We start from the raw sequence: 25,917 nt of genomic DNA on the forward strand, positions 1-25,917 counted from the left end.
GCGGCCCGCCGCTCCCGGCGGGCCGCCGCCGCGCGGCGCCGGTGCCGAACGGGTCAGCAGATCCTGGGCAGTTGCTCCCCGATCGGCAGGTCGATCACCCGGGTGCCGCCGAGGCCGGTGCGGGCCACGACCATGCCCGGGTGCTCCACCACCGTCTCGCCGACGATCCGGGCCTCGGCGCCCAGCGGATGCGCCCGCATCGCGTCCAGGACGGAGTCGGCGTGCTGCCGCGGCACGAACGCCACGAGCTTGCCCTCGTTGGCCACGTACATCGGGTCGAGGCCCAGCACGGCGCAGGCGTTGGCGACGGCGGGCGGGACCGGGACCTCGCGCTCGGTGACGACGACGCCGGTCCCCGAGGCGAGCGCGATCTCGTTCAGTGCGGCCCCCAGACCTCCCCGGGTCGGATCCCGCAGCACATGCAGATCCGGGGTGACGGCCAGCATGGCGTCCACGAGTCCGCCCAGCGCCGCGCAGTCGCTCTCGATCTCCACGCCGAACTCCAGGCCCTCACGGACACTCATGATCGCCACACCGTGGGCCCCGATCGGGCCGCTGACGATCACGACGTCGCCGGGGACGACCCGCTGCGGCCGCAGATCGACGCCCGCCGGGATCAGCCCGATACCGGCCGTGTTGATGAAGACGCCGTCGCCGTGGCCGGCCTCCACCACCTTGGTGTCGCCCGTCGCCACCTCGACCCCGGCGGCCCGCGCCGCCGCGCCCAGCGCGTCGGCGACCCGGGCGACCGTCTCCAGTTCGACGCCCTCCTCCAGGATGAATCCGCAGGAGAGGTACGACGCCCGGGCGCCGCTCATGGCGAGGTCGTTGACGGTGCCGTTGACCGCGAGGTCGCCGATGCTGCCGCCGGGGAAGAACAGCGGCCGCACCACGAAGGAGTCGGTGGAGAACGCCAGTCGCACTCCCCCCAGCGACAGCGCGGCGGCATCGCCGAGCTGCGCCAGCGTGTCTCCTCCGTAGGCGGGCGCGAAGACGTCCCGCATCAGCTCCGCGGAGAGCGCCCCGCCGCCGCCGTGGCCCATGACGACGCGGGACTGGTCGCGCAGCGGGGCCGGGCAGGTCCAGGCCGCCGGGTCCACGGACGGCATGCGCAGATCGGTGGTGTCAGACAACGGGGGTCGCCTCCCGGGACGCGGGGGTCAGGTCCAGGCGCCGGTAGAGGTAGTACGCGGCGCAGGCGCCCTCGCTGGAGACCATCGTGGCTCCGAGCGGGGTGCGCGGGGTGCACAGGGTGCCGAACGCCTCGCACTCGTGCGGTTTGAGCAGGCCTTGCAGGACCTCTCCGCTGCGGCACTCGGCGGGTTCGCGGGTGCGGATGCCCTCCACCGAGAAGCGGTGCTCGGCGTCGTGGTCGCGGTACTTCGGGGACAGCCGCCAGCCGCTGCCGGGGATCACGCCGATGCCGCGCCAGGCACGGTCGGCGACCTCGAAGACGTCCTCCAGCATGGCCTTGGCGGCCGGGTTGCCCTCGGCCCGGACGGCACGGGGGTAGGCGTTGTCGACACGGTGCTCGCCCCGTTCGAGCTGGGCCACGGTGCGGCGTACCCCTTCGAGGATGTCCAGGGGCTCGAACCCGGTGACCACGATCGGGACCCGGAAGCGCTCCGCCAGGTCCGGGTACTCGTCGACGCCCATCACGCTGCACACATGCCCCGCGGCCAGAAAGCCCTGGACGCGGCAGCTCGGCGACCGCATGATCGCCTCGATCGCCGGGGGCACCCGTACGTGCGACACCAGCATGCTGAAGTTCCGGATGCCGAGCCTGCGGGCCTGATGGACCGTCATCGCGTTGGGGGGCGCGGTGGTCTCGAAGCCGATGCCGAAGAACACCACTTCCCGGTCCGGGTTCTCCTGGGCGATGCGCAGGGCGTCGAGCGGGGAGTAGACGACCCTGACGTCCCCGCCCGCCCCCTTCACCTGGAACAGGTCACGGCCGGTGCCGGGCACACGCAGCATGTCGCCGAAGGAACAGAAGATCACCCCGGGGCGGGAGGCGATCTCCAGCGCCTTGTCGATGACCTCCAGCGGGGTCACGCACACGGGGCAGCCCGGGCCGTGGATCAGTTCCACCTCCTCGGGCAGCAGTTGGTCGATGCCATGGCGGATGATGGAGTGGGTCTGGCCGCCGCAGACCTCCATCAGGGCCCAGGGCCTGGTCACCGTGGCGTGGATCTCGTCGAGGAGCCGGCGTGCCAGATCCGGGTCCTGGAACTCGTCGATGTACTTCACTGGCGTGCCTCCTCGCGCCCGGGCGGGAGCGTTCCGTCCGCCTCCGCCGCCGTTTCCCAGGGGTCGCCGAACTCCTCCTGCAGCATGCCGAGGGTTTCGAACAGTTCGAGCGTCTGCTTGGCCGACTCCTCGTCGAGGCGCTGCAGGGCGAAGCCGACGTGGACGATGGCGTACTCGCCGACCTGGATGTCGGGCAGGTACTCCAGGCACACCTCCTTCACGACACCGCCGAAGTCGACGGTGGCCATCCGGGTGCCGTCGCGTTCCTCGATGTCCAGCACTCTGCCGGGTACCGCAAGGCACATGGGCCTCTCCTCGCTGTGGATGGTGCGTCGCCCGGCGCTGCCGGGACGGTCGGTCAGTCGGGGACCGTGGTCCGCTTCCCCGTGCGGGCGGCCACCACGAGCTGGCCGAGGGCCAGACCACCGTCGCCCGGGGGTACCAGGTGGTGGCGCAGCACGGTGAAACCTTCCGCGCTCAGGTCCCGCGCGCAGGCCGAGGAGAGCAGGGAGTTGAGGAACACACCGCCGGTGAGGGCGACCGTGTCCACTCCGTGCCGCTCCCGTACCCGTACGCACATGGCGCGGACGAGGGCGGCGACGGCCCGGTGGAAGCGGGCCGCGATCAGCTCCGCGGGCACTCCCGCGCGCAGGTCGTCGACGATCGCCGCGATCACCGGCGCCGGATCCGCCCGGACCGGGCCGCCGTCCGGCCCCGGCGGCCCGATGGCGAAGGCGTAGGCCGCGGTGTCCCCGGCAGGGGCCCGCAGTGCGGCAGCCTCCAGTTCGACGGCGGCCTGGGCCTCGTACCGCACTCGGTGACGGACCCCCGCGAGGGACGACACGGCGTCGAAGAGGCGGCCCATGCTGGAGGTGGGCACGCAGTTCAGGTTCCGCTCCAGCTGCCGGTCCAGCACCCGGCGTTCGCCCGGCGGGCAGACGTCCGCGCAGGGCAGTCCGGCCGACCAGTCGATGCCCGCCCGGCGCAGGTGCGCGAGGGCCATGCGGTACGGCCGGTGCACCGCGGCGTCGCCCCCGGGCAGCGGCGCGTACGCCAGATGCCCGAACCGGAGGAACCCGTCGTAGTCGGCGAGCAGGAACTCCCCGCCCCACACCGCCCCGTCGTCGCCGTAGCCGGTCCCGTCGAAGGCGACGCCGAGCACCGGCGTGGCGCCGTCGAGTCCGTGCTCGGCCATCGCGCTGGCGACATGGGCGTGATGATGCTGGACCCGGACGACGGGACGGCCCGCCGCATTGCGCAGGGCCCAGCCGGCGCAGCGGTAGGCGGGATGCCGGTCGGCGGCCAGCAGCCGCGGCCGCACCGGGGTGATCGACTCCAGCTGGGCCACGGCGTGTTCGAAGGCCTGTTGGGTGGCGAGGTCGTCCATGTCGCCGATGTGGGCGGACAGCCACGCCATCCGGCCCGCGCCGAGGCACAGCGTGTTCTTGAGGTCTCCGCCGACGGCGAGGGCCGGACGCACCTCGACCGGAAGGGGCAGCGGCAGCGGCGCGTATCCCCGGGCGCGGCGTACGAGCAGCGGCTGTCCGTCGCACACGCGCACCACAGAGTCGTCGCACGGCACATGGATCGGCCGGTCGTGGGTGAGCCAGGCGTCGGCGAGGCAGGCCAGCCGCTCCAGCGCCTCCGCGTCGTCGGTCACGATGGGTTCGCCGGAGACATTGCCGCTGGTCATGACGAGCAGCCGGGGTCCCGCGGGGTCGCCGGGCAGACCGAAGAGCAGATGGTGCACGGGGGTGTACGGCAGCATGACGCCGAGGTCGGGGCTGCCGGGCGCGACGCCCTCGGCCGGGCGGGCGGCTCCGGGCGCGGTGGGTCCTTGGGTACGGCGGCGCAGCAGCACGATGGGCCGGGTGGCGTCGGTGAGCAGGGCGCGCTCCTCGGGGGCGAGCCGGACGAGGGGCTCGATGTCCTCGATGTTCGCGGCCATGACCGCGAACGGCTTGTCGCCCCGGGCCTTGCGGTACCGCAACCGGTCGACGGCCGCGGAATCGGTCGCGTCGCAGGCGAGGTGATAGCCGCCCAGGCCCTTGACCGCCAGGACGGCGCCGCGCGCCAGGAGCCGCCGGGCCGCGGCGATCGGGTCCCCCTGCGGTTCCGGGCCCGGTGGGCCGCCCGCGTCCGCGCGGCCGAGGAGCAGCCGCAGCCGCGGCCCGCAGACCGGGCAGGCGATGGGCTGGGCGTGGAAGCGGCGGTCGCCCGGATCGGAGTACTCGCGGGCGCAGTCGGCGCACATCGGGAACCCGGCCATGGTGGTCTGGTCCCGGTCGTAGGGCAGGCCGGTGACGATGGTGAACCGCGGGCCGCAGTGGGTGCAGGTGATGAAGGGGTGGCGGTGGCGCCGGTCGCCCGGGTCGGCGAGTTCGCCGAGGCACGCGGCGCAGGTCGCCGTGTCCGCCGGAATCAGCGCCCGCGCGGGGCCGTCCGTCCGGGAGGCGCGGATGGCGAAGGCGGTCTCACCGGCGACGGGCACCTCTTGGTGCCGGACGCGGTCCACCCGGGCCAGCGGGGGCGCGTCCTCGGCGATGCGGTCGCAGAACCGGGTGACGGCTTCCGGGTCGCCCTCGATCTCCACGACCACGCCCTCGGGGGTGTTGGTCACGTACCCGGACAGCTTGAGCGCGGTGGCGCGGGCATGGACGTAGGGCCGGAAGCCGACACCCTGCACCACGCCTTGGACGGTGACCCTCCGACGCAGCCGTGTACGGACCGCGGCGGTCGTGGGGGGTGAACCGGTCACGAGCGGGGCTGCGCCATGGCGGCGGTGCCGTTCGTGTGGTCCTGGGCTCCGTCGACGGTCCGGTCGTGGGTGTGGCCGGCGTGCGCGGTCGTGTGGTCGCTGTCGCCGTGGTCGTGGGTGTGCCGGTGCGGCTCACGGGCCATCACGGGCGTGTGGACGGGGGCGCCAGCCGCGGCCGCCAGGGCGCGGTCGAGCAGAAGTCCGACCCCCGCGTCGCGGCGGGCCGAGGTCAGCAGCACCTCCACCCCCGGATTGACCCGCTCCACGTTCGCGCGGAACGTCTCCTCGTCGAAGCCGACCGCCTCGGCGATGTCCGTCTTGGTGACCACGACCAGATGGGCGAGCCCGAAGGCGGTCGGGTACTTGAGCGGCTTGTCCTCGCCCTCGGTCACGGAGGCGAGCACCACCCGCAGCGTCTCCCCCAGGTCGTAGGAGGCAGGACAGACGAGATTGCCGACGTTCTCCACGAACAGCAGCCGTACGGGGTCGGGCAGCCATCCCTCCAGATGACCGGCGAGCATCCCGGCCTCGAGATGGCACAGACCGTCGGTGAGGACCTGCTTGACCGGGACCCCCGAACGCGCCAGCCGTGCCGCGTCGTTCTCGGTCGCGAGGTCGGCCGTGAGCGCCGCGACCGGCACCGCGCGGTCCCGGGCCTCGACCAGTTCGCGTTCCAGGAGGGCGGTCTTGCCGCTGCCGGGGCTGGAGAGCAGATTGACGACGGTGGTGCCACGGGCCGTGAGTTCGGCGCGCAGGGTGTCCGCGGCCCGGTCGTTCTTGGCGAGTACGGCCTGGTGCAGGTCGACCACACGGCACATGGTTCAGCACTCCTCGGAGATCGGTTCGCGGGTGGGTTCGGGCGGGCGGCCGTCCTCCCACCGCACACCGACGATCTGCAGTTCACGGCCGGACAGCAGGTCGGTGGTGCCCGCGTCACAGCGCGGGCAGCTCAGCAGCGGGGGCATGCCGACGGCCCATTCGTGCGCGCACGGTGCGCAGCGGGCGCGGCCGGGCACGAGGTCGGTGACCAGTTCGGCGCCTTCGAGCACGGTCCCGGCGCAGGCCAGTTCGAAGCAGAAGGACAGGGCGTCGGGGACGACACCGGCCAGCTCACCCACCTGGAGTCGGACCTCGTGCACCGCCGTGACGTCACCGGCCCGCTCGGCCGCCTCTTCCACCTGGCCGATCACCGCCAGCGCGATGGACATCTCGTGCATGGGTCTCCGTCCCGGCGGGAGGCCGGGAAACGGCCCCGTGGGACAGGGCGTGCGCGGCCCGCCGACTCCATTAGAGGTGAGGCACCGTCGGCTCGGTGCCCGGCGCGCCGGGGCCGCCGGGCGGGTCCGCCGTTCGCCGCAACGGCCGGGGCGAGGACACCGCGGCTCAGCGTGCGGTGTCGTCCACGAGGGTCTCGGGCACGAGGGCTTCGTCCGCCCGGGCCCCGGACGCGGGATCGCCCGCCGCGTCGGACCGCAGCAGTTGTTCGATCAGCTGGACGGCCCGGGGTACGGCGTCCGACACCGCCGGGCTGAGGCCGAGGCGCTCCTCCACACAGGCGGGCTCGCACCCCACCACCACCGTGCGCCGGGGCGGCTGACCGCCCGTGCCGGCGCTGAGCGTGCCGAGCAGGGCGAGGACGGCGTCGGGCGTCATCCGGTGGCCGTCCATCGGCACGCTCGGGGCACCGTCCGCCGCGGCCTCGTGCTCGATCACATACAGCGTGCCGGGATCCCCGCCGCGCGCGGTGGCGTCCACCAGCACCAGCGTGTCGTAGCCGTCGAGGACCTGGTAGGCGAGATGCACTCCGCGCACCCCGATGTCCAGGACCTCGACATGCGCGGGCAGCCGACGGCCGCTGAGCGCGCGGACGGTCTCCACGCCGAAGCCGTCGTCCCCGAGGAAGACGTTCCCGATGCCGGCCACCAGGACCTTGCCGTTGTCGCCGCCGGGGTTCATGTCTCGTCCTCCACGGGGGTCACCTCGTCGGTCCGGAAGTAGAGGAAGCTCCCCTGCGCCCGCCGGATGTCGGCGCCCGGGTCGCCCGCCACCGTCACCGCGAGATGCACCGAGCCGTCCACGTCGTGCAGCACGGACTCGACGGTCGCGGTACGGCCGCGCAGGAACAGATCCTGTGCGTCGGTGCGCCGCAGTCCGGGGTGGAGTCGCACCCGGCTGCCGGCGCGCACCGGGCGGCCGTCCACGACGACCTCGCCGGGGGCCGGGGCGAAGTCCGCCGGGGCGAGCCGGGTGTCCGGCTGCACGACCCCGTACTCGTCGGGGAATCCTTCGGCGGGCGCCGCGCCCGTCACCTCGCGCACGGTGCTCGGGGTGAGGGCCCCGTCGGCGGCCACGGGCGCGTACGACGAGCCGGGGCCGTCGGGGTGTGCCGGGGGGACGGCAGGATGGTCCCCGAGGATGACCGGCGAGGACAGCACCACGTCCGCACGGCCGGGTTCGCCGGCGAGGACGGGCCAGGTATGCAGATTGCGGCAGGAGGCGATGGCGTCCTTCGCCCATTCGGGGGGTTCCGTCATCGACAGGAAGGACCCGGCGCTCAGTCCCAGCAGGAGATGGGTGGCCATCAGGGAACGGGGCAGCGCCGAACCCCGGTCCGCGGCCTCGCCGTCCGCGGGGGTCCAGAGGCTGGTGTTCTCGACGACGGCGGTCAGCCGCATGACCCTGAAGGGGCCGTCGAGCCGGCGTGCCGACAGCCGCAGGGTGCCGTGGATCTCCTCGTACCGGCGTACCAGACGGCCAACGGCCCGGCCGTCCGCGTCGAGAGCCGGCTCGCTCTCCTCCTCGACCGGGCGGGCGAAGGCGACCGTGACCCCGTCGCCCTCGACGAGTTCGGCCAGGGTGACGACCGCTTCGACGCGCTCCACGGTTCCCTCGTCCAGGGGAGCGAGGACGCGCTCCCCCAGCCGGAGTTCGGCAACCGTGGTGAACGTGCCGTCGGCCCGGGCCTGCTGGACCGTACGGCGGCGGGCGCGCAGGAACCGCAGCTCGACCGCCAGGGTGGCGTCCGCGCCCGGTTCCATCAGGCACTCGGTGTGCTGGAAGTCGTACTCCTCCTCGCGGTCGGCACCCCAGGCGGGCGGTACCAGCACCCCGAACTGCCGGCGCAGCCGGTGCTCGGCGGCGGAGCCGCGGTACGGGTGGAGCGCACAGCCCTCGAAGAGGACGGCGTCGGCCACCCGCCGGGCGAGGGCGAAGCGTGCCTCCGTCTCCGGGGCGAACACGGTCACGCTCACGGAGCGGTCCTTTCGGGCGTGGGTGGGCCGCGAAACGCGGCACGGGGGCGGCGGTCCCCGGTGAGGGGGCGGCGGTTGCCGGCGCGCGACGGTCCCCTCCGGGCCGCCGGGCGTCCTGTCATCAGTCGGGCCGCCGTCGTACGGCGACGGTGAGATGCGGGGGCGTGCACGACGGTGTCTCCTTGCGGACGAACGCGCGCCGCAGCGCGTGGTAGGGCGCGCCCGGATCGTGGAAGGTCCGGTGCATCCTGGCCAGCTCCCGTGCCCGGAAGGCGGCCGGCGGCTCCTTGCTCTGCTGGAGCTCCAGCTCCGCCTTCTTCGCCGCGATCCGGGACCGTGTTCCCGGCAGTGCCGCCAGCCGGGCAGCCAGCCGGCCGGTCTGCGCCGCGAAGTCCTGCGGCCCGCACTCGACCACCCGGTCGACGAGTCCGATGCCCCGGGCCCGGGCGGCGCTCATCGGCAGGGCCTCGTCCACCAGCCGCTCGGCAACCGTGGCACCGACGCGACGGGGCAGTGTGTAGGTCCAGTACTCGGAGCCGTACAGGCCCATCAGCCGGTAGTGCGGGTTGAGGACGCAGCCGGCCCGGCACCAGACCTCGTCGGCCGCGAGGGCGAGCATCACGCCGCCCGCCGCGGCGTTGCCGCCGAGCGCGGCGACGACCAGCCGGTCCGTGGTCGTCAGGACCGCCTCGACCAGGTCGTCGATGGCGTTGATGTTCGCCCAGGACTCGGCCGCGGGGTCGGCGGCGGCCTCGATGACGCCCAGATGGATGCCGTTGGAGAAGAAGTCCCGTTGGCCGCCCAGCACCAGCACGGAGGTGGGGCGCGCGCATGCGTCCCGGTAGGCGGCGAGCAGCCGCCGGCACTGGGTGGTGCTCATCGCGCCGCCGGGGAAGGCGAAGGAGAGGAAGCCGGCGCCGCCCTCCTCGCGGTAGCGGATGTCGGTCCAGGCGGGCGATGCGGCGTCCGGGGCCACGGGCAGCTCGGGCAGCGGCGGCAGCCGGTCGCCGAGGGCCTGTACGGCGGGGAGCTTGATCGGACGGGGCTGTCCCGGCACGCGCCGCCTGCGCAGTTCGGGAATCCACACGGCGCCGTCCGCGGTCGCCCGGCAGATCGCTCCGGCCCGGGTGGCGAGCAGTTCCCCGGGGGTTCCGCGCAGCTCCTCCGCGGGGTGGCCGCCGTGCAGGTACCACTCCTCGCCGAGCAGCACGTCGAGCACCCCGGGCTGGGAGTCGGCGGCGCGCAGCTTGCGGACGACGACCGGTGTCGGATCCGCCGCCCAGTCGATCCGGCGGACGCTCTGGTCGAGGTACGGGCGGCTTCGCGCGACGCTCTGGGCGAGGGGGGCGTAGGTCCCGGAGGCGAAGCGCTCCACGGCCAGCAGGACGGCCGCGAGGGCCGCGTCGGCGATCTCGCCCCGGTAGAGGTCGCTCTTGGACACGGGCGGTACGGGACACGCCACGGTCGCCCACACGGCGCCGGAGTCCATCTCCTGCTCCGCCTGAAGTACCGTCACTCCCCACCGTGTGGCACCCTCCGTGATCGCCCAGTCCAGGGAGGACGGCCCACGGTCTCCGAGGGGACCCGGATGGACGATGAGGCACGGGTACGCGCTCCACACCTCCCGGGGGATCGCCGTCTTCAGCATCGGCGCCAGCACGAGGTCCGGCGCGTGCCGCCGTACGGCGTCCGCCAGGGGGACGCCCGGCAGGGCGAGTTCCACCGCCACCGTGTGGCCCCGGTCGCGCAGCTCGGCGTGAACGCGCTGGGTGAGGCTGCTGAACGCGGTGGCCACGAGCAGGATGTGCACGGCGGACTCCCGGCGGACGGTGCGGGCGGGGTTGCCCGGCCGACTGCGATGGTCGGGCACGGCCGTCCCGGGCGTCAGCAGACTGGCTAGCAAGTCACTCGAAAGTGGGCGTGGCGCCGCCACTCGGCGGTGAGAGCCGCCGTCTCCCACCGGCGCGACGGATCAGGCGAGCGGGTCCGACGGAAGGGGCCCGGCGCAAGGGCCCGGTCCCGCGGTCCGGGCCGCCTCGCGCACCGGGGAACGCACGATCACCGGGAGTGATCTCTCGCCTCCCGCCGCCGGGGAGTGTAGACATGGCAGCATGGTCCGACTTCTGGGTCGAACCGGTCTCCGGTCGTCCCGTCGTCCGAGCGGTCCGCGTCGCCCGGGCGCGCAGAGCCGCGCCGACCTGGTGTCCGCATCGGACGCCAGGGGGACCGCGCACCTGGCGCAGTCATCGTCCCCGCCGCCCTCAGGAAAGGAACGGGAGACGGATCAGCGGCGCCCGGGCGCCCTCGCGGCGCTGCGCTCGGCGCTGACCGGGCGCAGTGTCGCCGGACAGGTGTTCCTGCTGCACGTGATCATCGTGCTGCTGCTGGTGCTGACCGCGGTGGCGGCGCTGTTCCTTCAGGTGCGGCGCGACACCACCCAGGAGGCTCGCAACCGTTCCCTCGCCGTCGCCGAGGCGTTCGCTTACGCCCCGGGCACCCGTGAGGCGCTGAGCGGTCCCGACCCGTCGGCCGTGCTGCAACCGGCCGCCGAAGCCGCCCGTATCACGTCGAAGGTCGACTTCATCGTCGTCATGAACAACCAGGGGGTCCGCTACACCCATCCGGTACGGGAGCGCATCGGCCGGCAGTTCGTCGGGAACCTCGAACCCGCGCTGGCCGGGATGCCCGTGATCGAGGAGATCAACGGCACCCTCGGTCGGCTGGTGCAGGCGATCGTCCCGGTCAAAGCGATGGACGGCAGGGTGGTGGGCCTGGTGTCGGCCGGTGTCACGACGGAACACGTGGGCGCGGCCGCGTCCCGGCAGCTGCCGCTGGTGCTGGGTGCCGCGGCCTCCGGGCTGGCCCTGGCCACGGCGGGCACGGCGCTGGTCAGCCGGCGGTTGCTGCGCCAGACGCACGGCCTCGGGCCGCGCGAGATGACCCGGATGTACGAACACCACGACGCGGTGCTGCACTCGGTCCGCGAGGGCGTGATCATCCTCAGCGACGACGGCAGACTGCTGCTCAGCAACGACGAGGCGCGGCGGCTGCTCGATCTGCCGGATGACGCCGAGCGACGGCATGTGACCGACCTCGGCCTGCCCTCCGACACCGCCGCGCTGCTGGCCTCCGGGCGGACCGCCAGCGACGAGGTGCGGCTGGTCCGGGGCCGGCTGCTGGCCATCAACCAGCGGCCCACGGACCTGGGAGGGGGCCCGCCCGGGAGCGTGGCCACCCTCCGTGACTCCACGGAGCTGCGTGCCCTGTCCGGCAGGGCGGAGGTGGCGCGCGAGCGCCTCACGCTGCTGTACGACGCCGGGGGCGCCGTAGGGACGAGCCTGAGCGTACGGCGCACCGCCGAGGAGCTGGCGGAGCTGGCCGTCCCCCGGTTCGCCGACTTCGTCACCGTCGATCTGTATGAAGCCGTGCTGGAGGGCGAGGAGCCGGAGGCGGGGTCGGATCTGCGCCGTACGGCGTCCACCGGAATCCGCGAGGGCGCCCCCCTGTACCCGCTGGGGCACCGGATCCAGTTCGTGGCGTCCTCGCCGCAGGCCCACAGCCTGCACAGCGGCAGGGCCGTCCTGGAGCCCCGGCTGGGAGATGCCCCGGGCTGGCTCGCGCAGGACATCGAGCGCACCACGGCGGTCGTGGCGTACGGGATCCACTCGCTGATCACCGCCCCCGTGCGGGCGGGTTCGCTGATCCTGGGCCTCGTCAACTTCTGGCGCTCCGAGAAGCCGGAGCCCTACGACGTGGAGGACGTGGCGCTCGCCGAGGAACTGGTGGCCCGTGCCGCGGTCTCCATCGACAACGCGCGCCGGTACACGCGCGAACACAGCATGGCGGAGACGCTGCAGCGCAGTCTGCTGCCGCAGCGGCTGCCCGAGCAGGGCGCCCTGGACATCGCCTACCGCTACCTTCCGGCGCAGGCCGGGGTGGGGGGCGACTGGTTCGACGTGCTGCCGCTGTCCGGCGCCCGGGTCGCGCTGGTGGTGGGCGACGTGGTGGGCCACGGCCTGCACGCGGCGGCCACCATGGGACGGCTGCGCACGGCGGTCCACAACTTCTCGGCCCTTGACCTGCCGCCGGACGAACTTCTCGGTCTGCTGGACGAACTGGTGGCCCGCATCGACCAGAACGAGACGGCCGAGGACACGAGCGCCCCCGTCACGGGCGCGACATGTCTGTACGCGATCTACGACCCGGCGTCGCGGCGCTGCACCATCGCCCGTGCGGGCCATCCGCCGCCGGCCCTGATCCAGCCCGACGGCGAGGTCGGCTTCCCCGACGTGCCGGCCGGTCCGCCGCTCGGGCTCGGCGGGCTGCCGTTCGAGACGGCGGATCTGGAGCTCCCCGAGGGCAGCCGGCTCGTGCTCTACACGGACGGGCTCGTCGAGGACCGCGAGCGGGACATCGACGACGGACTGGAGCTGCTGCGCGCCTGGCTGGCGGATGCGGGACCGTCGCCCGAGGACACCTGCCGGGCCGTCCTGGACGCCCGGCCGCCGTCCCGGTCCAGCGACGACATCGCGCTGATCGTCGCGCGCACCCGCGCCCTCGTGCCCGACCAGATCGCCGAATGGGACGTGCCGATGGATCCGGCGGCCGTCGGGGAGGTGCGGGCCTCGGTGACACGGCGGCTGGCGGAGTGGGGGCTCGACGAGCTGAACTTCACGACGGAGCTGATCCTGAGCGAGCTGGTCACCAACGCGATCCGCTACGGCAGCCCGCCGCTCCATGTGCGGGTGGTGCGCGAACACAGCCTGATCTGCGAGGTCTTCGACGGCAGCAGCACCTCGCCCCATCTGCGCTATGCGGGCATGACGGACGAGGGCGGACGCGGCCTGTTCCTCGTGGCGCAGTTGGCCGAGCGCTGGGGGACCCGCTACACGCCGACGGGCAAGGTCATCTGGGCCGAGCAGCCGCTGCCCTGAGGCGGGCCCGGCCCCGGGGGACTTGTTCGACTCTACGAACCTCTCACATGACGGGTACCCATCATCCCCCGTTTCTGATAGTAAACCTTCCTATCAGTACAGCCACCCCCAACCCCCCACCCTTGGAGTCCCCGTGGTGCATCGCTCCCCCGACGCGTCAGGCCCGACGCACACGTCCCGGCGTACCGTGCTCGCCCTCATCGGCGCCTCCCTGGCCGCCGCGCCGCTCCTGAACTCCCCCTACGCCTCGGCGGCACCCACGGCCGCCAAGGCCGTGGGGCTCGACGACCCGGCGAAGAAGGAGATCGCCATGAAGCTGGTCTCCAGCGCGGAGAACTCCTCCCTCGACTGGAAGGCCCAGTACAAGTACATCGAGGACATCGGCGACGGCCGCGGCTACACCGCCGGCATCATCGGCTTCTGCTCCGGCACCGGCGACATGCTCGACCTGGTCCAGCTCTACACGGACCGCAAGCCCGGCAACGTCCTCGCCAAGTACCTGCCCGCCCTGCGTGCGGTGAACGGCAGCGACTCGCACCAGGGGCTGGACCCGAACTTCCCAAAGGACTGGCGCAAGGCCGCGCAGGACACGGCGTTCCAGCAGGCGCAGAACGACGAGCGCGACCGGGTGTACTTCAACCCCGCCGTGCAGCAGGGCAAGACCGACGGGCTCGGGGTGCTCGGGCAGTTCACGTACTACGACGCCATCGTCATGCACGGCGACGGGGACGACCCGACGAGCTTCCGTAACATCCGCAAGCGCGCGCTGCGCTCGGCGAAGCCGCCGGCGCAGGGCGGCGGCGAGGTGACGTACCTCAACGCCTTCCTCGACGCGCGCGTGTGGGCCATGAAGCAGGAGGAGGCCCACAGCGACACCAGCCGGGTCGACACCGAGCAGCGGGTCTTCCTGCGCAAGGGCAATCTGAACCTCGACCCGCCGCTCGACTGGAAGGTCTACGGGGACAGCTACCACATCGGCTGACCTCGAACCGCTACCGCAGCAGGGACACGGTCAGCGGCCGGAACTCCACCCGCGACCGTGCGCCGTCCCCGGCCCAGGTCACCTCGACGCCGTCGCCGTCGGCCACCACGGCGGCGACGGCGTCCGCCGGGGGCGCGGGCCGGGGCTCGGCCGTGAGCACAGCCAGGCACACATGCACCGAGGTGCCCCCGGCCCGCCCGCGCAGCCGGGGCACCCGGGCCCAGCGGGTGTAGGCCGTGCCCTGCGGCGCGGGCACCGGTTCGGAACCCTCGTCCCAGCCGTGGAGCCCGTGCAGCACCGACACCACGGGCTCCTCCGGCCCGGTGGCCCAGCCCGTATGGGTGACGCGGGCCCCGTCCGGGGCGCCGACCACACGGTGGAGCCGCAGTTCGTAGCGCCCCCGGACCACCGTCACGCTCTCCACCCGCAGGCCCGGCACCATCGGCGGTCCGGCGGCGAAGACGGGCCGGTGCCAGGACGCCGCCCACCCCCAGCCGTCCCCGTGCCCAGCACCCAGGGGGTGGATACGGCGCCGTACGCTGCCCCGGCCGTCCACCTCGACCGACAGATGGTTGTCCGCGATGTTCCCCGGGGCCGTGGGGCCGGTGCGGGTCGAGTAGGCCTGGCGACCGTAATGGGGATCGTCCTCGGCCGCCGACTCGCCCTCGTGGGGACGTACATGGTCACTGCCGTGGTTGTGCAGCCGTACGATCCCGTCGGCCCCCGTCGACTGCACGAGCAGCCCCGGCGCCGGCAGGGCGAGCACCCGGTCGGGCCCCTCGGCGGGCGCGGGCTCCTCCCGGGCCGTCCACAGCGGATGGTCCTCGGGCGCCAGCAGGGACACGAACGCCTTCGAGGCCCAGTACGGGGACGCCGGACCCGAGTAGCTCTGGAGGGTGGCGTCGTGGGGGCCGTACCAGCCGAGGGCGAGCAGCCCGTCGTCGGTCAGTGCGCCGCGGTCCAGGAAGTGGCGCAGACCGCCGTTGACCAGGCGCCGGGAGGTGCCGGGGGGCAGCGGGGTGTGGCCGGTCAGGGCGCCCAGGCCGACGGCCGCCGTGGCCGCGAACCGGTAGGTCAGCGAGCGGCCGAAGTGCAGCGGCGCGCCGTCCGCGCCGAACATCAGCGAGAAGCCCGCCAGATACTCCCGAAGCCGGGCTCCGTGGTCGGCGGCGGTTTTACCGTCCCCGGCGAGGTGGGCGTCCAGCACCGGATACAGATGCAGGGCCCAGCCGTTGTAGTGGTCGAAGGCACGCCCGTCGCCGTCCGCGTACCAGCCGTCGCCGCGGTACCAGCTCTCCAGCAGGTCCAGCGCGCGCCGCCGGGCCGCGGCCGTCTCCGCGTCCCCGCGGCCCACCGACTCCAGGAACCCGGCGACCGTGAAGGGGAAGAGATACCAGTTGTTCGGCGCGGGCGTGTGGCGCAGCGCCCCGCGCAGCCACTCCTCCGCCCGGTCCTGGACGCCCGCGTCGAGGTTCTTCCACAGCCAGGGAGCGGTGAGCCGCAGCCCGAGGGCGACCGACGCGGACTCCACCATCGGCTGGCCCTGCACATCGTGGTCCAGGACCAGCGGCCAGGACTCCGCGTCGCCCCGGCCGGGAGTACGGGTACCGGCGGCGAGCCCCGCCGCGTACCGCTCCAGCCAGCCGTGCGGGTCGCTCCCGCCGGCGCCCGCCACCCGGAAGGCGGCGGCGAGGAACGTGCGGGCGTAGCCCTCCAGACCGTCGGACCGCACCCCCGAGCGTGAGGGCCGTCCGGGCAGGCCGAGCAGGGCACGGCCAGGTGTGCTCCAGCGCCAGGCGGCCGCCAGCAGTCCGTCCGCCACGACCTCCCAGTGGGCCCTGGTGTATCCCGTGTACGGGCTCGACTCCCGGTCCTCCGGGGGCAGTTCGAAGGGGATGCTCATGCCTGGAACGCCAGCCTCTCGCGTCGTACGGGGTGCAGGAACCCGGCACCGGACGCCCAGCGCGCGGTCTCGGCGAGGGCGAGGTCGGCCAGCCGGCGCCACTCGTTGCCCTGGGAGCCGGCCAGGTGCGGGGTGATGAGCACGTTGTCGCAGTCCCACAACGGGTGCCCGGGGGGCAGCACTTCGGGGTCGGTCACGTCGAGCACGGCCCGGAGGCGCCCGGCCAGGGCTGCTTCCGTCAGCGCGTGCTGGTCGACGACCGCTCCGCGCGAGGTGTTGATCAGTACGGCCCCCGGACGCAGTGCGTCGATCTGGCGCCGGCCGACCAGACCGCGGGTCGCGGGCAGCAACGGCGTGTGTACGCTGACGGTGTCGACGCGTGCGAACAGCTCGCCCAACTCGACCTGCTCGACACCCAGTTCGGCCGCCTCCGGGCCGGTGACGTACGGGTCGTACAGCAGCACGTCGATGTCGTGCGGGCGCAGCAGTTCGACGACCCGGCGGCCGATGCGCGACGCGGACAGGATGCCCACGGTGCGGCGGTGGTTGCCGACGGTACGGGGGGTGCGCAGCCAGTCGTCGCGGCTGCGATCGGCGCGGTAGTCGCGGGCGCGTTCCAGGATGTCCTTGCCGGTGAGCAGGATCATCGCGAGGGTGTACTCGGCGACCGGGACGGCGTTGGCGGAGGCCGCGGAGGACACCTCGATGCCGCGTTCCCAGCAGGCCTCGGTGATGTGCCCGCGGACGCTGCCCGCGGTGTGCACGACCGCGCGCAGCCGGGGCGCCGCCCCGAGCACGTCCCGATCGAGCGGAGGGCAGCCCCAGCCGGTGACCAGCAGGTCGACATCGGCGAGGACGGCCCCGGCCCGTGGTGTGGTGAGGTCGTCGAGGACGGGCGGCGGGGCGAGGTCGCAGATCGCGGCGAGGGCGTCGAGGGTCTCGGTGTCGAGGACGGCCGCGGCGGCCTCCCGGGACATGGCGAGGGCGGCACGGGGGCGAAAGCCGGGGCCCGGCACGGCGGCGGTCGACGGGGAGTCGGTCATCTCGGGTCGGGAACTCCTCACGGGTGCGGCGAACCGGGCTACTTGAGAGCAACGGCGGTCGGTCCACTGCGCCGGAAGCGCCGCAGCAGAACGTTCCGGGCACGGGAATCCTCATGGCGCCGAAGCAAACGGTCAAGGGAGCGATCAGAAGAAGATAAAGCGGTCAAACGCTCATCACGCCTCGGAAACGCGCTTCCGGGTCGAGCCACGGACCGTGAGCGCGGGCAGCAGTTCGACGCGCTGGGCCGGGCGGGCCGCGCCCGCGCGGCCGCCATCGAGTCGTCCGAGCAGCAACTCCGCGGCCACCCGGCCCACTTCGTCCTTGGGCGGGGACACCGCCGTGAGCGGTGGGGTGCCCAGTCCGGCCACCACGTCGTCGTACGCGATGACGGAGCAGTCCTCGGGGACACGCACCCCCTCCCCCGCGAGCTGTTGCACGAGCATCAGGGCGTCCACGTCCCCGTGCAGCACGGCCGCGGTCGCGCCCAGCCTGCGCAACAGATCTGTCGGATCGGGCGACGCGTCCTCGGCATCCGGCGTGCCGACACCCGCCGACGGTGAACTCAGCGTCCACGCCCAGTCCTCCACCAGCGGGTGCGCGGCGGCGATCTCGCACAGGGCGGCCCGCAGGGTCCGCGCGGTGGGACTGTCGTCGCGGGTGGCGAACAGGATCCGCCGGTGCCCGAGCCGCACCAGGTGGTCCACGGCGAGATGCGCGCCGTACCAGTGGTCCGAGCACACGGAGTCCACCGCATGGAGCGCGCTGCCCCTGGGGGGCCGCCGCTCCATCAGCACCAGCGGGACGCCGAGCGCGGCCAGCCAGCCGTGGTCGGCCTCCTCGTCGGCCGTGCTGCGCCAACGGGGCGCCAGCAGCACACCGCGCGCCCCGTCCGCCAACGCCCGCTCGACCTGGGGGCGTTCGGCGCCGGGCACCTGCGGAGCGATGTGCAGGGCGATCCGCAGGCCGGCCGCTTCGAGCGCGGTGCGGGCGCCGTGCAGGGTCTCGTAGAGACAGGAGTGCCGCTCGGGCACGACCACGGCGACCGTGTCCCCGTCGGCGGCCCCGCTCTCCGGCAGCTCCTGGGCGGGCAGCGTGGACCGCACCACCCCGTGGCCGCGGCGCAGCCTGCCCTCGCGGGTCAGCTCCTCCACGTCCCTGCGGACCGTCACCACCGAGACCTGGAGTTCGGCGGCGAGGTCGCGTACCCGAGCCGAGCCGCGCGCCTGCACCGCGGCCAGGATCCGCCGACGCCTGAGATCGACCGGCTCCCGCATGAGGCCTCCCCGCCCATCCCTGTTCGTTTGAGCGATTCAGGCATCAGCATACGAGCGCTCGCTAGGCCGGATGACGGCCCGCTCGTCCGTCCACCGCGGATGCGGGTCCAGCGCGTAGCTTTGAGGCATGGTGTCGAGGACCGCCGAGCGCCATGTCGCTCTGCCCCTGGTCGAGGCACGATGGCTGAGCCAGACCTTCGTCCACTGGCCCTATGAGCCCCGGGTCGTACAGGCCCTGCTGCCGCCGGGGCTCACCGTCGACACGTTCGAGGACACCGCGTGGGTCGGGTTCACGCCCTTCGTGATGTCGGATCTGCGCCCCGGCGGTCTGCCGCCCCCGGGGTGGTCCTTCCCGGAGACCAACCTGCGCACCTTCGTACGCCGCGCCGACGGCCTGGACGGTCTGTGGTTCCTGTCCCTGGAGGTCGGCACGGCCGTCATGCTCGCGGGCTGGGCCATCGGCGCGCCGTATCACCTCGGCGCACTGACCTTGCACAAGGAGGACGGCGCCGTGCGTTACGCCGGGGTGCGCCGCGGCGGCTACCCGTCCTACGGCGTGACGGTCCGCCCCGGCGCACCGGTCGCCGTCGACGCCCTGGACCTCTGGCTGACCTCCCGGTGGCGTGCCTTCACCCGCACCGGCCGTGTGCTGTGGCAGACGGCCGTCGACCACGAGCCCTGGAGGTTGTGCCGGGCCGATGCGGTGGACCTCCGCCAGACACTGACGGCGGCGGCCGGCCTGCCCGCGCCGTCCGGCCCCCCGGTGTTCCACTACTCACCGGGAGTGCACGACGTACGGTTCGCGCCGCCCCGTCCCGCTACCCGGGCCCGCCGTCCCGGCCGCTGATCCCGGGCCCCTCCGCGACGGACCGGTCCTCCTCGTCGAACGCCTCCGCCGACACCTCGACCCCGGTGCGCACACGGTCCCGCGCGGCCGCCCCGAGGGCCACGGCCCCCGCGGCATAGGCGCAGCCCAGCAGGGCCGGTGCCCGTGGACCGGGCAGTTTCGACTCCAGTGCCCGCAGCGCGGTCTCATGCGCGGACCACAGCGCCAGGACACCGAATCCCCCGGCGGCGCCGAGCATCGCGCCGCCCGCGCCGATCCGCCGCAGGGCGGCTCTGAGTTCACTCTGCACCGCGAGGATCTCGTGACGGACCAGCTGCGCGGTGTCCTGGGCCAGTCGGGCCGCCGCGTCACCCACGGTGGGCCTGCCCTCCGACGATTCGCCGCCTTGCACATGCATGCTGCCGCCTCCGCCTCCGTCTCGCTGCGCACCGGGTGCCGGGTCCGTCGGCGCCGAGGCCCGCGGCCGGGGTCCCACTCCCGCAGTACCCCGCCAGGCCACCCCGTCACTCACCCAAATGCATCCAATACGCGCCTCACGCAATAAAAGGTGTGATCGTTGTAAACGAATGCCCTGCAGATATTCAGTCAGCGAGGAGCGACGGTGAGCGAGCCTGACCTGAAGCGCGGTAGCGCACGCGATGCGGATCCCGCGTTCGAGGAGGCGTGCGCGGTGGCCGACGCGGTGCTCTACGAGGGATATCTGCTCTATCCGTACCGCAGGTCCTCCCCCAAGAACCGGGTGCGCTGGCAGTTCGGCATCCTCGCGCCGCGCGCCTGGGCCGAGGCGTACGGCCCGGTGGCCCCCGGCCTCTCGGGGTCTGTGGAGTCCTGGTGGCAACAGACCGAGTGCCTGCTGCGGGCCGAACCCGATGCCGTCGTAAGGGTACGGGTGCGCTATCTGCAGACGCAGGACCGGAGCGTCGAGCGCCGGACCGAGGACGGCCGCCATGTGCCCGTCGACGGCCTGGAGGCCGCAGGCACGGTTCATCTCTCCTTCGAGGAGGCGGTGCCGCAGGAGACGGATCTGATGGTTCCGCTCGGGGATCTGCTGGCCGCGTCCCGGGAGTTCGACATCGGCGCTCCCGGTGGCGAGGAGACCGAGCAGTTGCCCGAGGGTGCGGGACGCCTGGTGCGCCGGCGCCGTCCCGTCGAGGCGCGGACGACGCTGAGCGCCGCGCGGCTGCCGGGCCCCGGCCCCCTGTACCGGCTGCGGGTGCGCACGGAGAACACCGGCCGGTCGACACCCGCCGGGGCGCCGCGGGACGAGGCCCTCGGTCATGCCCTGGTCGCGGCGCACACGTTCGTCGGCGGCACCGGGCTGAGCTTCTTCTCCTCCATCGATCCGCCCGACGAGGTCGCGGAGCTCGCACGCGACTGCCGCAATGTGCACACCTTCCCGGTGCTCGCGGGCGCGGAAGGATCCGACGGCCTCGTGCTGTCGTCGCCGATCATCCTGCCCGACCATCCGCAGGTGGCACCGGAGAGCCCCGGCGATCTGCATGACGCGGCGGAGATCGACGAGATCCTCACCCTGCGGACGCTGTTGCTCACGGACGACGAGAAGCGGGAGGCACGCGCCACCGATCCGAGAGCCGCCGGGATCCTCGACCGGGTGGAGACCATGCCGCCGGAGGTCTGGGCCCGGCTGCACGGAGCCATCCGCTCACTGGCCCCCGCCACCGCGTCCGGCCCGGCCCCGGCTCTCTCCCCTACGGACGGCTCCCCGGCCGCCGGCGTTCCGGCCGAAGGCGGCGGCGAAGCGTGCCCGCACGTCCTCGGACCGGGCGGGCGGACAACCGCCGTCCTGGACCAGGAAGGGTGTCATGGACGCCATCGAGTTGCTGAAGCATGACCACCGGATGGTCGAGCAGTTGTTCCGCGACTACCGCTCCGCCGCCTCCGGCCGGCAGCGCCGGGCCGTGGTCGAGACGCTGGTCCAGGAGCTGTCCCGGCACACCGCGCTCGAGGAACTGATGGTCTATCCGCTGGCCAAGAGGGTTCTGCCGGACGGAGTGCAGGAGATCGAGGAGCTTCTCTCCGAACACATGGCGGCCAAGAAGACGCTTCTGGCCCTCGACAAGTTGTCCGTGGACGACGACCGCGAGGAAGAGCTCGTCGAGCAGTTGCGCCAGGAGATCGAGGACCACGTGCACGAGGAGGAGGGCGAGTTGCTGCCCCGGCTCCGCGATGCCGTGTCCGAGCAGGATCTGGACCGGCTCGGAGAGCTCCTCACCCAGGCGAGGCAGACCGCGCCGACCCGACCGCATCCACACGCACCGGACGAGCCCCCCGCGCTGTCGCTCGCCGGACCGGTGGCCGCGGCCTACGACCGACTCCGGGACCGACTGCAAGGGAGGCCGAGGACATGACCAGCGAAAGCGGGACGACGAAGGTCAGCCACCAGCCCGCCAGGGCCGAGGACAGGCAGGGCTTCGACGAGGTTCACATTCTGTGGATCTCCGAGGGCATGAGCTGCGACGGCGACACCGTGTCGATGACCGCGGCCGGCCAGCCGGGGATCGAGGACGTCGTCCTCGGACTCGTCCCGGGGCTGCCGAAGGTGAACCTGCACAACAAGGTGCTCTCCCCCAGCCTGGGCGGCGAGGACTTCCTCGCGCCCTTCCGGGCGGCGGCACGCGGCGAACTGGAGCCGTTCGTGCTGGTCATCGAGGGTTCCATCCCCAACCAGAACATCATCGAGGGCGACGGCTACTGGACCTCGTTCGGCAACGATCCGGAGACCGGCAAGCCGCTCACCCTGAACTGGTGGCTCGACCATCTCGCCCCCAAGGCCTGGGCGGTCGTCGCCGCGGGTACCTGCGCCACCTACGGCGGGATCCACGCGATGGCGGGCAATCCCACGGGCTCCATGGGCCTTGCCGACTATCTGGGCTGGGAGTTCAGGTCGCGGGGTGCGCTGCCGATCATCAATGTGCCGGGCTGCCCCATCCAGCCGGAGAACTTCATGGAGACGCTGACCTGGCTGCTGTACCACGCGGCCGGCTCGGCGCCGCCGCCCCCGCTGGACCATATGCTGCGCCCGCAGTGGCTGTTCGGCAGAACGGTGCACGAGGGCTGCGACCGCGCCGCGTACTACGAGCAGGCCGACTTCGCCAGGGACTACAACTCGCCGAAGTGCCAGGTGAAGGTGGGCTGTTGGGGCCCGGTCGTCAACTGCAACGTACCCAAGCGCGGCTGGATGTCGGGCGTGGGCGGCTGCCCGAACGTCGGGGGTGTGTGCATCGGCTGCACCATGCCCGGATTCCCGGACGCGTTCATGCCGTTCATGGACGAGCCGACGGGCGCCACCATCTCGTCGGCCCTCATCCGGCCCTACGGGGCCGTGATCCGCAGGCTGCGCGGCATCACCAACATGGCCGTCAACCGCGAGCCCAGGTGGCGTCATGACAAGGGCGAGTTGACCAGCGGTTACGACCCCTACTGGCGCCCCACGGAGGGCATGAGCGAGAGAGCGAGGAAGACTCGGACATGACGGCAACCGAGGCGCGGGGCACCGCACGCAAACCTGCGCAGATCGTGGACATGTCGTGGGATCCGATCACCCGGATCGTCGGCAATCTCGGCATCTACACGAAGATCGACTTCGCCAACCGGGAGGTGGTGGAGTGCCACAGCACTTCGTCGCTGTTCCGGGGCTACTCCGTCTTCATGAGGGGCAAGGACCCGCGCGACGCGGGCTTCATCACCTCACGCATCTGCGGGATCTGCGGCGACAACCACACCACCTGTTCCAACTACGCCCAGCAGATGGCCTACGGCGTCAAGCCGCCGCCGCTCGCCGACACCATCGTCAACCTGGGCGAGGCGGCCGAGTACATCTTCGACCACACCATTTTCCAGGACAACCTGGTGTTCGTGGACTTCTGCGAGGCCATGGTCAAGTCCACGAACCCGAGCGTCCTGGCCCGGGCGGAGCGCACCGAGGCACGCAACGGCCACATCCACGGCTACCGGACCATCGCCGACATCATGCGCGCCTTCAATCCCTTCGAGGGCGAGGTGTACAAGGAGGCGCTCAAGGTCAGCCGGATCACCCGCGAGATGTTCTGCCTGATGGAGGGACGCCACGTCCACCCCTCCACGCTGTACCCGGGCGGGGTCGGCACGATGCCGACGCCGACCACGTTCACCGACTACCTCTCCCGGCTGCTGCGCGTCCTCGACTTCGTGAAGAAGGCCGTCGTGATGAACGACGACGTCTTCGACTTCTTCTACGAGGCGCTGCCCGGCTACGAGGAGGTGGGCCGCCGCCGGATCATGCTCGGCTGCTGGGGCGCCTGGCAGAACCCGGACGTGTGCGACTACCGCTACGAGACGATGAGCGAGTGGGGCCGGGCGATGTATGTCACCCCCGGTGTCATCGTGGACGGCAAGCTCGTCACCAACGACCTCGTCGACATCAACCTCGGCATCAGGATCCTGCTGGGCAGTTCGTACTACGACGACTGGGTGAACGAGGAGCCGTACGTCACCCGCGATCCGCTGGGCAACCCCGTCGACATGCGCCACCCGTGGAACCAGACCACGGTGCCGATGCCGCAGAAGCGCGACTTCGACGGCAACTACAGCTGGGTGATGAGCCCGCGCTGGTACGACGGCAACACCGGCGACCACCTCGCCCTGGACACCGGCGGCGGCCCGCTGGCGCGGCTGTGGTCGACCGCGCTCAACGGGCTGGTGGACACGCCGTACGTGAAGGCCACGGGGCACAGCGTGCGGATCTCGCTGCCGAAGAGTGAGAAGCTGCCGGAGACGACGCTGGAGTGGAAGATCCCCAAGTGGAGCAACACCCTGGAACGCGACCGGGCCCGGCCGTACTTCGTCGCCTACGCCGCCGCCATGGCCTTCCAGTTCCTGGAGCAGGCGATGGCCGCCGTCCGCGCCGGTGAGACCAAGGTCTTCGAGAACTACGAGGTGCCCGACGAGGCGATCGGGTGCGGCTTCCACGAAGCGGTACGCGGTGTGCTCTCCCACCACGTGGTGATCAAGGACAAGAAGATCGCGAACTACCACCCGTACCCGCCGACCCCGTGGAACGGCAGCCCCCGGGACGTCTACGGCACCCCCGGCCCCTACGAGGACGCCGTCCAGGGCCAGCCGATCTTCGAGGAGAACGGCCCGGACGACTTCAAGGGCGTCGACATCATGCGCACCGTGCGCAGCTTCGACCCGTGTCTGCCCTGCGGGGTGCACATGTACCTCGGCAAGGGCAACACCCTGTCCAAGCTGCACTCACCCACCTACGGGGCGGCTCATGCCTGAGACGGTACGGCTCGACGAGGCGGCGGTCGCGGAGCGGCTGTCGCGCGTCGACCGGCTGCTGGAGCAGATCCAGGACGCGCCCGGTCCGATGACCGGCGCGGCGGTCGAGGCCGTACAGGTCCTCACCGAGATCTACGGCGAGGCGCTGGCCCGGGTGCTGGACGGTGCCGACGGGCCGGTGGTGGAACGCATGGCCGAGGACGAGCTGATCGGGCATCTCCTGGTGCTCCACGGCATCCATCCGGAGCCGCCGGAGCGCCGGGCCGAGCGGGCCGTCGCCGGGCTGCGGCCCGCGGTGCGCGAGCGGGGCGGTGACATCGAACTGGCCTCCGTGGAGGAGGGGGTCGCCCAGGTGCGTGTGTCGGCCAAGGGGTGCGGGACGTCGTCCGCCGCCCTGGAGGACGCGGTCCGCGAGGCCGTGCTCGCCCTGGCACCCGAACTCACCGCCGTCGAACGGGCACCGGGGGACGACGGGCGGCGGACCGCCTTCGTCCCGGTCGAGTCGCTCACCCTGCGTCCGGCGTCCGCCGGAGGCCGGCCATGACCTCCGGCGCACTGGCCCGGGTCATCCGCTCCGCCGCCGACCGGCGGCCGGACGCGGAGCGGTGCGACCTGTGCGGCGCCGAGGTGTTCTCCGGGCACCGGCATCTGTTCGAGACGGGCCGGGAGGCGGTGCTGTGCGCGTGCCGGCCCTGTTCCGTGCTCTTCGTCCAGGAGGGGGCGAGCGAAGGGCGCTACCGGCTGGTGCCACGGCGCAGGGTGCGTCTCCCCCCGGTGGACACACAGGGGCTGGGCGTTCCGGTGGGGCTGGCCTTCTTCGTGCACCACGCGGACGACACGGTGACCGCACATCTGCCGAGCCCGGCGGGCGCCACCCGCTGGGAGGCGGACCGGGCGGCCTGGCGCGATGTCGTCTCCGGCTGCCCGCAGCTCGCCGGCCTGGCGACGGACGTGGAGGCACTGCTGGTGAACACCGCCCACGGGGCGCGAGAGCACTGGATCGCTCCGGTCGACGACTGCTTCCGGATGGTGGCCGTCGTCCGACGGGAGTGGCGGGGTCTGTCCGGCGGCAGCCGGGTGTGGCCCGCCGTCGGGCAGTTCTTCGCGGAGCTGACCGAACAACCGCAGTAACCGGCAAGGGAGCAGACGATGGGAAGGATCCGAGTAGGCAAGGCGCAGGTGAATCCTGATACGCCCCAGCACGTCTCCGGACTGCACCAGGGCAACAAGGGCCCGAACAAGCGGCAGACCGGTCACCACGAGGACGGGACCGCCGACGCGCGGCGTTCGACCGGGGTGCACTGGAGGGCGCACAACGCGATCGCGAAGACCATGCCGAACCTCCCTCCGGGATGACTCGGCCTCCACGGCCGCGCCCGGAGGGGCGCGGC

23 protein-coding genes are annotated in these 25,917 nt (G+C 72.7%); 10 read left to right on the forward strand and 13 right to left on the reverse strand.

The features are described 5' to 3' along the window. Positions 1–53: 53 nt before the first annotated feature. The 9 genes from hypE to ACFYX0_RS03870 all read right to left on the reverse strand — a co-directional run bounded on the left by hypE (position 54) and on the right by ACFYX0_RS03870 (position 10,069). Positions 54–1,133 carry a hydrogenase expression/formation protein HypE gene (hypE, locus tag ACFYX0_RS03830; protein WP_388965985.1) on the reverse strand — a complete coding sequence of 360 codons (1,080 nt, stop codon included), beginning with the start codon at positions 1,131–1,133 and terminating at the stop codon, positions 54–56. Then, on the reverse strand, positions 1,126–2,250 hold the full coding sequence (gene hypD / locus ACFYX0_RS03835) for a hydrogenase formation protein HypD (protein ID WP_388965986.1): 1,125 nt from the start codon (positions 2,248–2,250) through the stop codon (positions 1,126–1,128). The genes hypE and hypD overlap by 8 nt, the downstream gene beginning before the upstream one ends. Continuing rightward, positions 2,247–2,555 (reverse strand): HypC/HybG/HupF family hydrogenase formation chaperone, encoded by a 309-nt coding sequence (locus ACFYX0_RS03840; RefSeq protein ID WP_311697709.1) that lies wholly within the window; start codon positions 2,553–2,555, stop codon positions 2,247–2,249. Before ACFYX0_RS03840 ends, hypD begins: the two co-directional genes overlap by 4 nt. Positions 2,556–2,608: 53 nt before the next feature. Beyond that, positions 2,609–5,008 (reverse strand): carbamoyltransferase HypF, encoded by a 2,400-nt coding sequence (gene hypF / locus ACFYX0_RS03845; protein ID WP_388965989.1) that lies wholly within the window; start codon positions 5,006–5,008, stop codon positions 2,609–2,611. Continuing rightward, positions 5,005–5,826: a hydrogenase nickel incorporation protein HypB gene (gene hypB / locus ACFYX0_RS03850; RefSeq protein ID WP_355905297.1), complete on the reverse strand. Its 822-nt coding sequence runs from the start codon at positions 5,824–5,826 to the stop codon at positions 5,005–5,007. The genes hypF and hypB overlap by 4 nt, the downstream gene beginning before the upstream one ends. A 3-nt stretch (positions 5,827–5,829) precedes the next feature. After that, positions 5,830–6,225, reverse strand: a complete 396-nt coding sequence (locus tag ACFYX0_RS03855) for a hydrogenase maturation nickel metallochaperone HypA (protein WP_355905299.1) — start codon at positions 6,223–6,225, stop codon at positions 5,830–5,832. A gap of 166 nt (positions 6,226–6,391) precedes the next feature. Then, a complete protein-coding gene (locus tag ACFYX0_RS03860; RefSeq protein ID WP_388965992.1) occupies positions 6,392–6,964 on the reverse strand; it encodes a hydrogenase maturation protease in 573 nt (190 codons plus the stop codon). Further along, positions 6,961–8,259: a hypothetical protein gene (locus tag ACFYX0_RS03865; protein WP_388965995.1), complete on the reverse strand. Its 1,299-nt coding sequence runs from the start codon at positions 8,257–8,259 to the stop codon at positions 6,961–6,963. The genes ACFYX0_RS03860 and ACFYX0_RS03865 overlap by 4 nt, the downstream gene beginning before the upstream one ends. 121 nt (positions 8,260–8,380) lie before the next feature. Continuing rightward, the gene (locus ACFYX0_RS03870) at positions 8,381–10,069 is read right to left on the reverse strand and encodes an enoyl-CoA hydratase-related protein (protein WP_388966494.1); all 1,689 of its coding nucleotides are present in this window, start codon (positions 10,067–10,069) and stop codon (positions 8,381–8,383) included. Positions 10,070–10,370: 301 nt separating this feature from the next. Between ACFYX0_RS03870 and ACFYX0_RS03875 the strand changes: the two genes are divergently transcribed. Both ACFYX0_RS03875 and ACFYX0_RS03880 read left to right on the forward strand, forming a co-directional pair. Beyond that, positions 10,371–13,193, forward strand: a complete 2,823-nt coding sequence (locus ACFYX0_RS03875) for a SpoIIE family protein phosphatase (protein WP_388965998.1) — start codon at positions 10,371–10,373, stop codon at positions 13,191–13,193. 133 nt (positions 13,194–13,326) lie between these two features. Next, entirely contained in the window at positions 13,327–14,175 is an 849-nt protein-coding gene (locus ACFYX0_RS03880) for a chitosanase (RefSeq protein ID WP_388966001.1), read from the forward strand. A 10-nt stretch (positions 14,176–14,185) separates the two neighbouring features. Here ACFYX0_RS03880 and ACFYX0_RS03885 read toward each other — a convergent pair whose 3' ends face one another. From ACFYX0_RS03885 to ACFYX0_RS03895, 3 genes are all read right to left on the reverse strand, one after another. Further along, the gene (locus ACFYX0_RS03885; RefSeq protein ID WP_388966004.1) at positions 14,186–16,078 is read right to left on the reverse strand and encodes a DUF2264 domain-containing protein; all 1,893 of its coding nucleotides are present in this window, start codon (positions 16,076–16,078) and stop codon (positions 14,186–14,188) included. After that, the gene (locus tag ACFYX0_RS03890) at positions 16,075–17,121 is read right to left on the reverse strand and encodes a hydroxyacid dehydrogenase (protein ID WP_388966006.1); all 1,047 of its coding nucleotides are present in this window, start codon (positions 17,119–17,121) and stop codon (positions 16,075–16,077) included. The genes ACFYX0_RS03885 and ACFYX0_RS03890 overlap by 4 nt, the downstream gene beginning before the upstream one ends. Positions 17,122–17,295: 174 nt before the next feature. After that, positions 17,296–18,396, reverse strand: a complete 1,101-nt coding sequence (locus ACFYX0_RS03895; RefSeq protein ID WP_388966009.1) for a substrate-binding domain-containing protein — start codon at positions 18,394–18,396, stop codon at positions 17,296–17,298. A gap of 127 nt (positions 18,397–18,523) precedes the next feature. On the opposite strand from ACFYX0_RS03895, the gene ACFYX0_RS03900 reads away from it, so the two are divergent. Further along, positions 18,524–19,243 (forward strand): YqjF family protein, encoded by a 720-nt coding sequence (locus tag ACFYX0_RS03900; RefSeq protein WP_388966012.1) that lies wholly within the window; start codon positions 18,524–18,526, stop codon positions 19,241–19,243. Here ACFYX0_RS03900 and ACFYX0_RS03905 read toward each other — a convergent pair. Beyond that, positions 19,215–19,640, reverse strand: coding sequence for a phage holin family protein (locus tag ACFYX0_RS03905; protein WP_388966014.1), 426 nt, complete (start codon positions 19,638–19,640; stop codon positions 19,215–19,217). The two genes, ACFYX0_RS03900 and ACFYX0_RS03905, sit on opposite strands and share 29 nt — an antisense overlap. Before the next feature lie 204 nt (positions 19,641–19,844). On the opposite strand from ACFYX0_RS03905, the gene ACFYX0_RS03910 reads away from it, so the two are divergent. The 7 genes from ACFYX0_RS03910 to ACFYX0_RS03940 are packed head-to-tail and all read left to right on the forward strand — an operon-like array spanning position 19,845 to position 25,882. Then, entirely contained in the window at positions 19,845–21,095 is a 1,251-nt protein-coding gene (locus ACFYX0_RS03910; protein ID WP_388966016.1) for a hypothetical protein, read from the forward strand. Then, entirely contained in the window at positions 21,067–21,612 is a 546-nt protein-coding gene (locus tag ACFYX0_RS03915) for a hemerythrin domain-containing protein (protein ID WP_311697695.1), read from the forward strand. The genes ACFYX0_RS03910 and ACFYX0_RS03915 overlap by 29 nt, the downstream gene beginning before the upstream one ends. Then, positions 21,609–22,736 (forward strand): hydrogenase expression protein HypE, encoded by a 1,128-nt coding sequence (locus ACFYX0_RS03920; protein ID WP_388966019.1) that lies wholly within the window; start codon positions 21,609–21,611, stop codon positions 22,734–22,736. The genes ACFYX0_RS03915 and ACFYX0_RS03920 overlap by 4 nt, the downstream gene beginning before the upstream one ends. Further along, positions 22,733–24,526, forward strand: coding sequence for a nickel-dependent hydrogenase large subunit (locus ACFYX0_RS03925; protein ID WP_355905329.1), 1,794 nt, complete (start codon positions 22,733–22,735; stop codon positions 24,524–24,526). Before ACFYX0_RS03920 ends, ACFYX0_RS03925 begins: the two co-directional genes overlap by 4 nt. Further along, entirely contained in the window at positions 24,519–25,070 is a 552-nt protein-coding gene (locus ACFYX0_RS03930) for a NifU family protein (protein ID WP_355905332.1), read from the forward strand. Before ACFYX0_RS03925 ends, ACFYX0_RS03930 begins: the two co-directional genes overlap by 8 nt. Next, complete coding sequence (locus ACFYX0_RS03935; protein WP_355905335.1) at positions 25,067–25,657, forward strand: DUF5947 family protein; 591 nt, start codon at positions 25,067–25,069, stop codon at positions 25,655–25,657. The genes ACFYX0_RS03930 and ACFYX0_RS03935 overlap by 4 nt, the downstream gene beginning before the upstream one ends. An 18-nt stretch (positions 25,658–25,675) precedes the next feature. Continuing rightward, the gene (locus tag ACFYX0_RS03940; protein ID WP_388966021.1) at positions 25,676–25,882 is read left to right on the forward strand and encodes a hypothetical protein; all 207 of its coding nucleotides are present in this window, start codon (positions 25,676–25,678) and stop codon (positions 25,880–25,882) included. The last annotated feature ends 35 nt before the right edge of the window (positions 25,883–25,917 follow it).

It is taken from the genome of Streptomyces sp. NPDC002573 (assembly GCF_042889625.1).
Classification (GTDB): domain Bacteria; phylum Actinomycetota; class Actinomycetes; order Streptomycetales; family Streptomycetaceae; genus Streptomyces; species Streptomyces gibsoniae.

Bases quoted from the DNA above. Each gene is read 5' to 3' on its own strand.
- ACFYX0_RS03840 (WP_311697709.1), bottom strand. From the start codon at position 2,555: ATGTGCCTTGCGGTACCCGGCAGAGTGCTGGACATCGAGGAACGCGAC.
- hypB (WP_355905297.1), bottom strand. From the start codon at position 5,826: ATGTGCCGTGTGGTCGACCTGCACCAGGCCGTACTCGCCAAGAACGAC.
- ACFYX0_RS03855 (WP_355905299.1), bottom strand. From the start codon at position 6,225: ATGCACGAGATGTCCATCGCGCTGGCGGTGATCGGCCAGGTGGAAGAG.
- ACFYX0_RS03860 (WP_388965992.1), bottom strand. From the start codon at position 6,964: ATGAACCCCGGCGGCGACAACGGCAAGGTCCTGGTGGCCGGCATCGGG.
- ACFYX0_RS03875 (WP_388965998.1), top strand. From the start codon at position 10,371: ATGGTCCGACTTCTGGGTCGAACCGGTCTCCGGTCGTCCCGTCGTCCG.
- ACFYX0_RS03885 (WP_388966004.1), bottom strand. From the start codon at position 16,078: ATGAGCATCCCCTTCGAACTGCCCCCGGAGGACCGGGAGTCGAGCCCG.
- ACFYX0_RS03890 (WP_388966006.1), bottom strand. From the start codon at position 17,121: ATGACCGACTCCCCGTCGACCGCCGCCGTGCCGGGCCCCGGCTTTCGC.
- ACFYX0_RS03895 (WP_388966009.1), bottom strand. From the start codon at position 18,396: ATGCGGGAGCCGGTCGATCTCAGGCGTCGGCGGATCCTGGCCGCGGTG.
- ACFYX0_RS03900 (WP_388966012.1), top strand. From the start codon at position 18,524: ATGGTGTCGAGGACCGCCGAGCGCCATGTCGCTCTGCCCCTGGTCGAG.
- ACFYX0_RS03905 (WP_388966014.1), bottom strand. From the start codon at position 19,640: ATGCATGTGCAAGGCGGCGAATCGTCGGAGGGCAGGCCCACCGTGGGT.
- ACFYX0_RS03915 (WP_311697695.1), top strand. From the start codon at position 21,067: ATGGACGCCATCGAGTTGCTGAAGCATGACCACCGGATGGTCGAGCAG.
- ACFYX0_RS03920 (WP_388966019.1), top strand. From the start codon at position 21,609: ATGACCAGCGAAAGCGGGACGACGAAGGTCAGCCACCAGCCCGCCAGG.
- ACFYX0_RS03925 (WP_355905329.1), top strand. From the start codon at position 22,733: ATGACGGCAACCGAGGCGCGGGGCACCGCACGCAAACCTGCGCAGATC.
- ACFYX0_RS03930 (WP_355905332.1), top strand. From the start codon at position 24,519: ATGCCTGAGACGGTACGGCTCGACGAGGCGGCGGTCGCGGAGCGGCTG.
- ACFYX0_RS03935 (WP_355905335.1), top strand. From the start codon at position 25,067: ATGACCTCCGGCGCACTGGCCCGGGTCATCCGCTCCGCCGCCGACCGG.
- ACFYX0_RS03940 (WP_388966021.1), top strand. From the start codon at position 25,676: ATGGGAAGGATCCGAGTAGGCAAGGCGCAGGTGAATCCTGATACGCCC.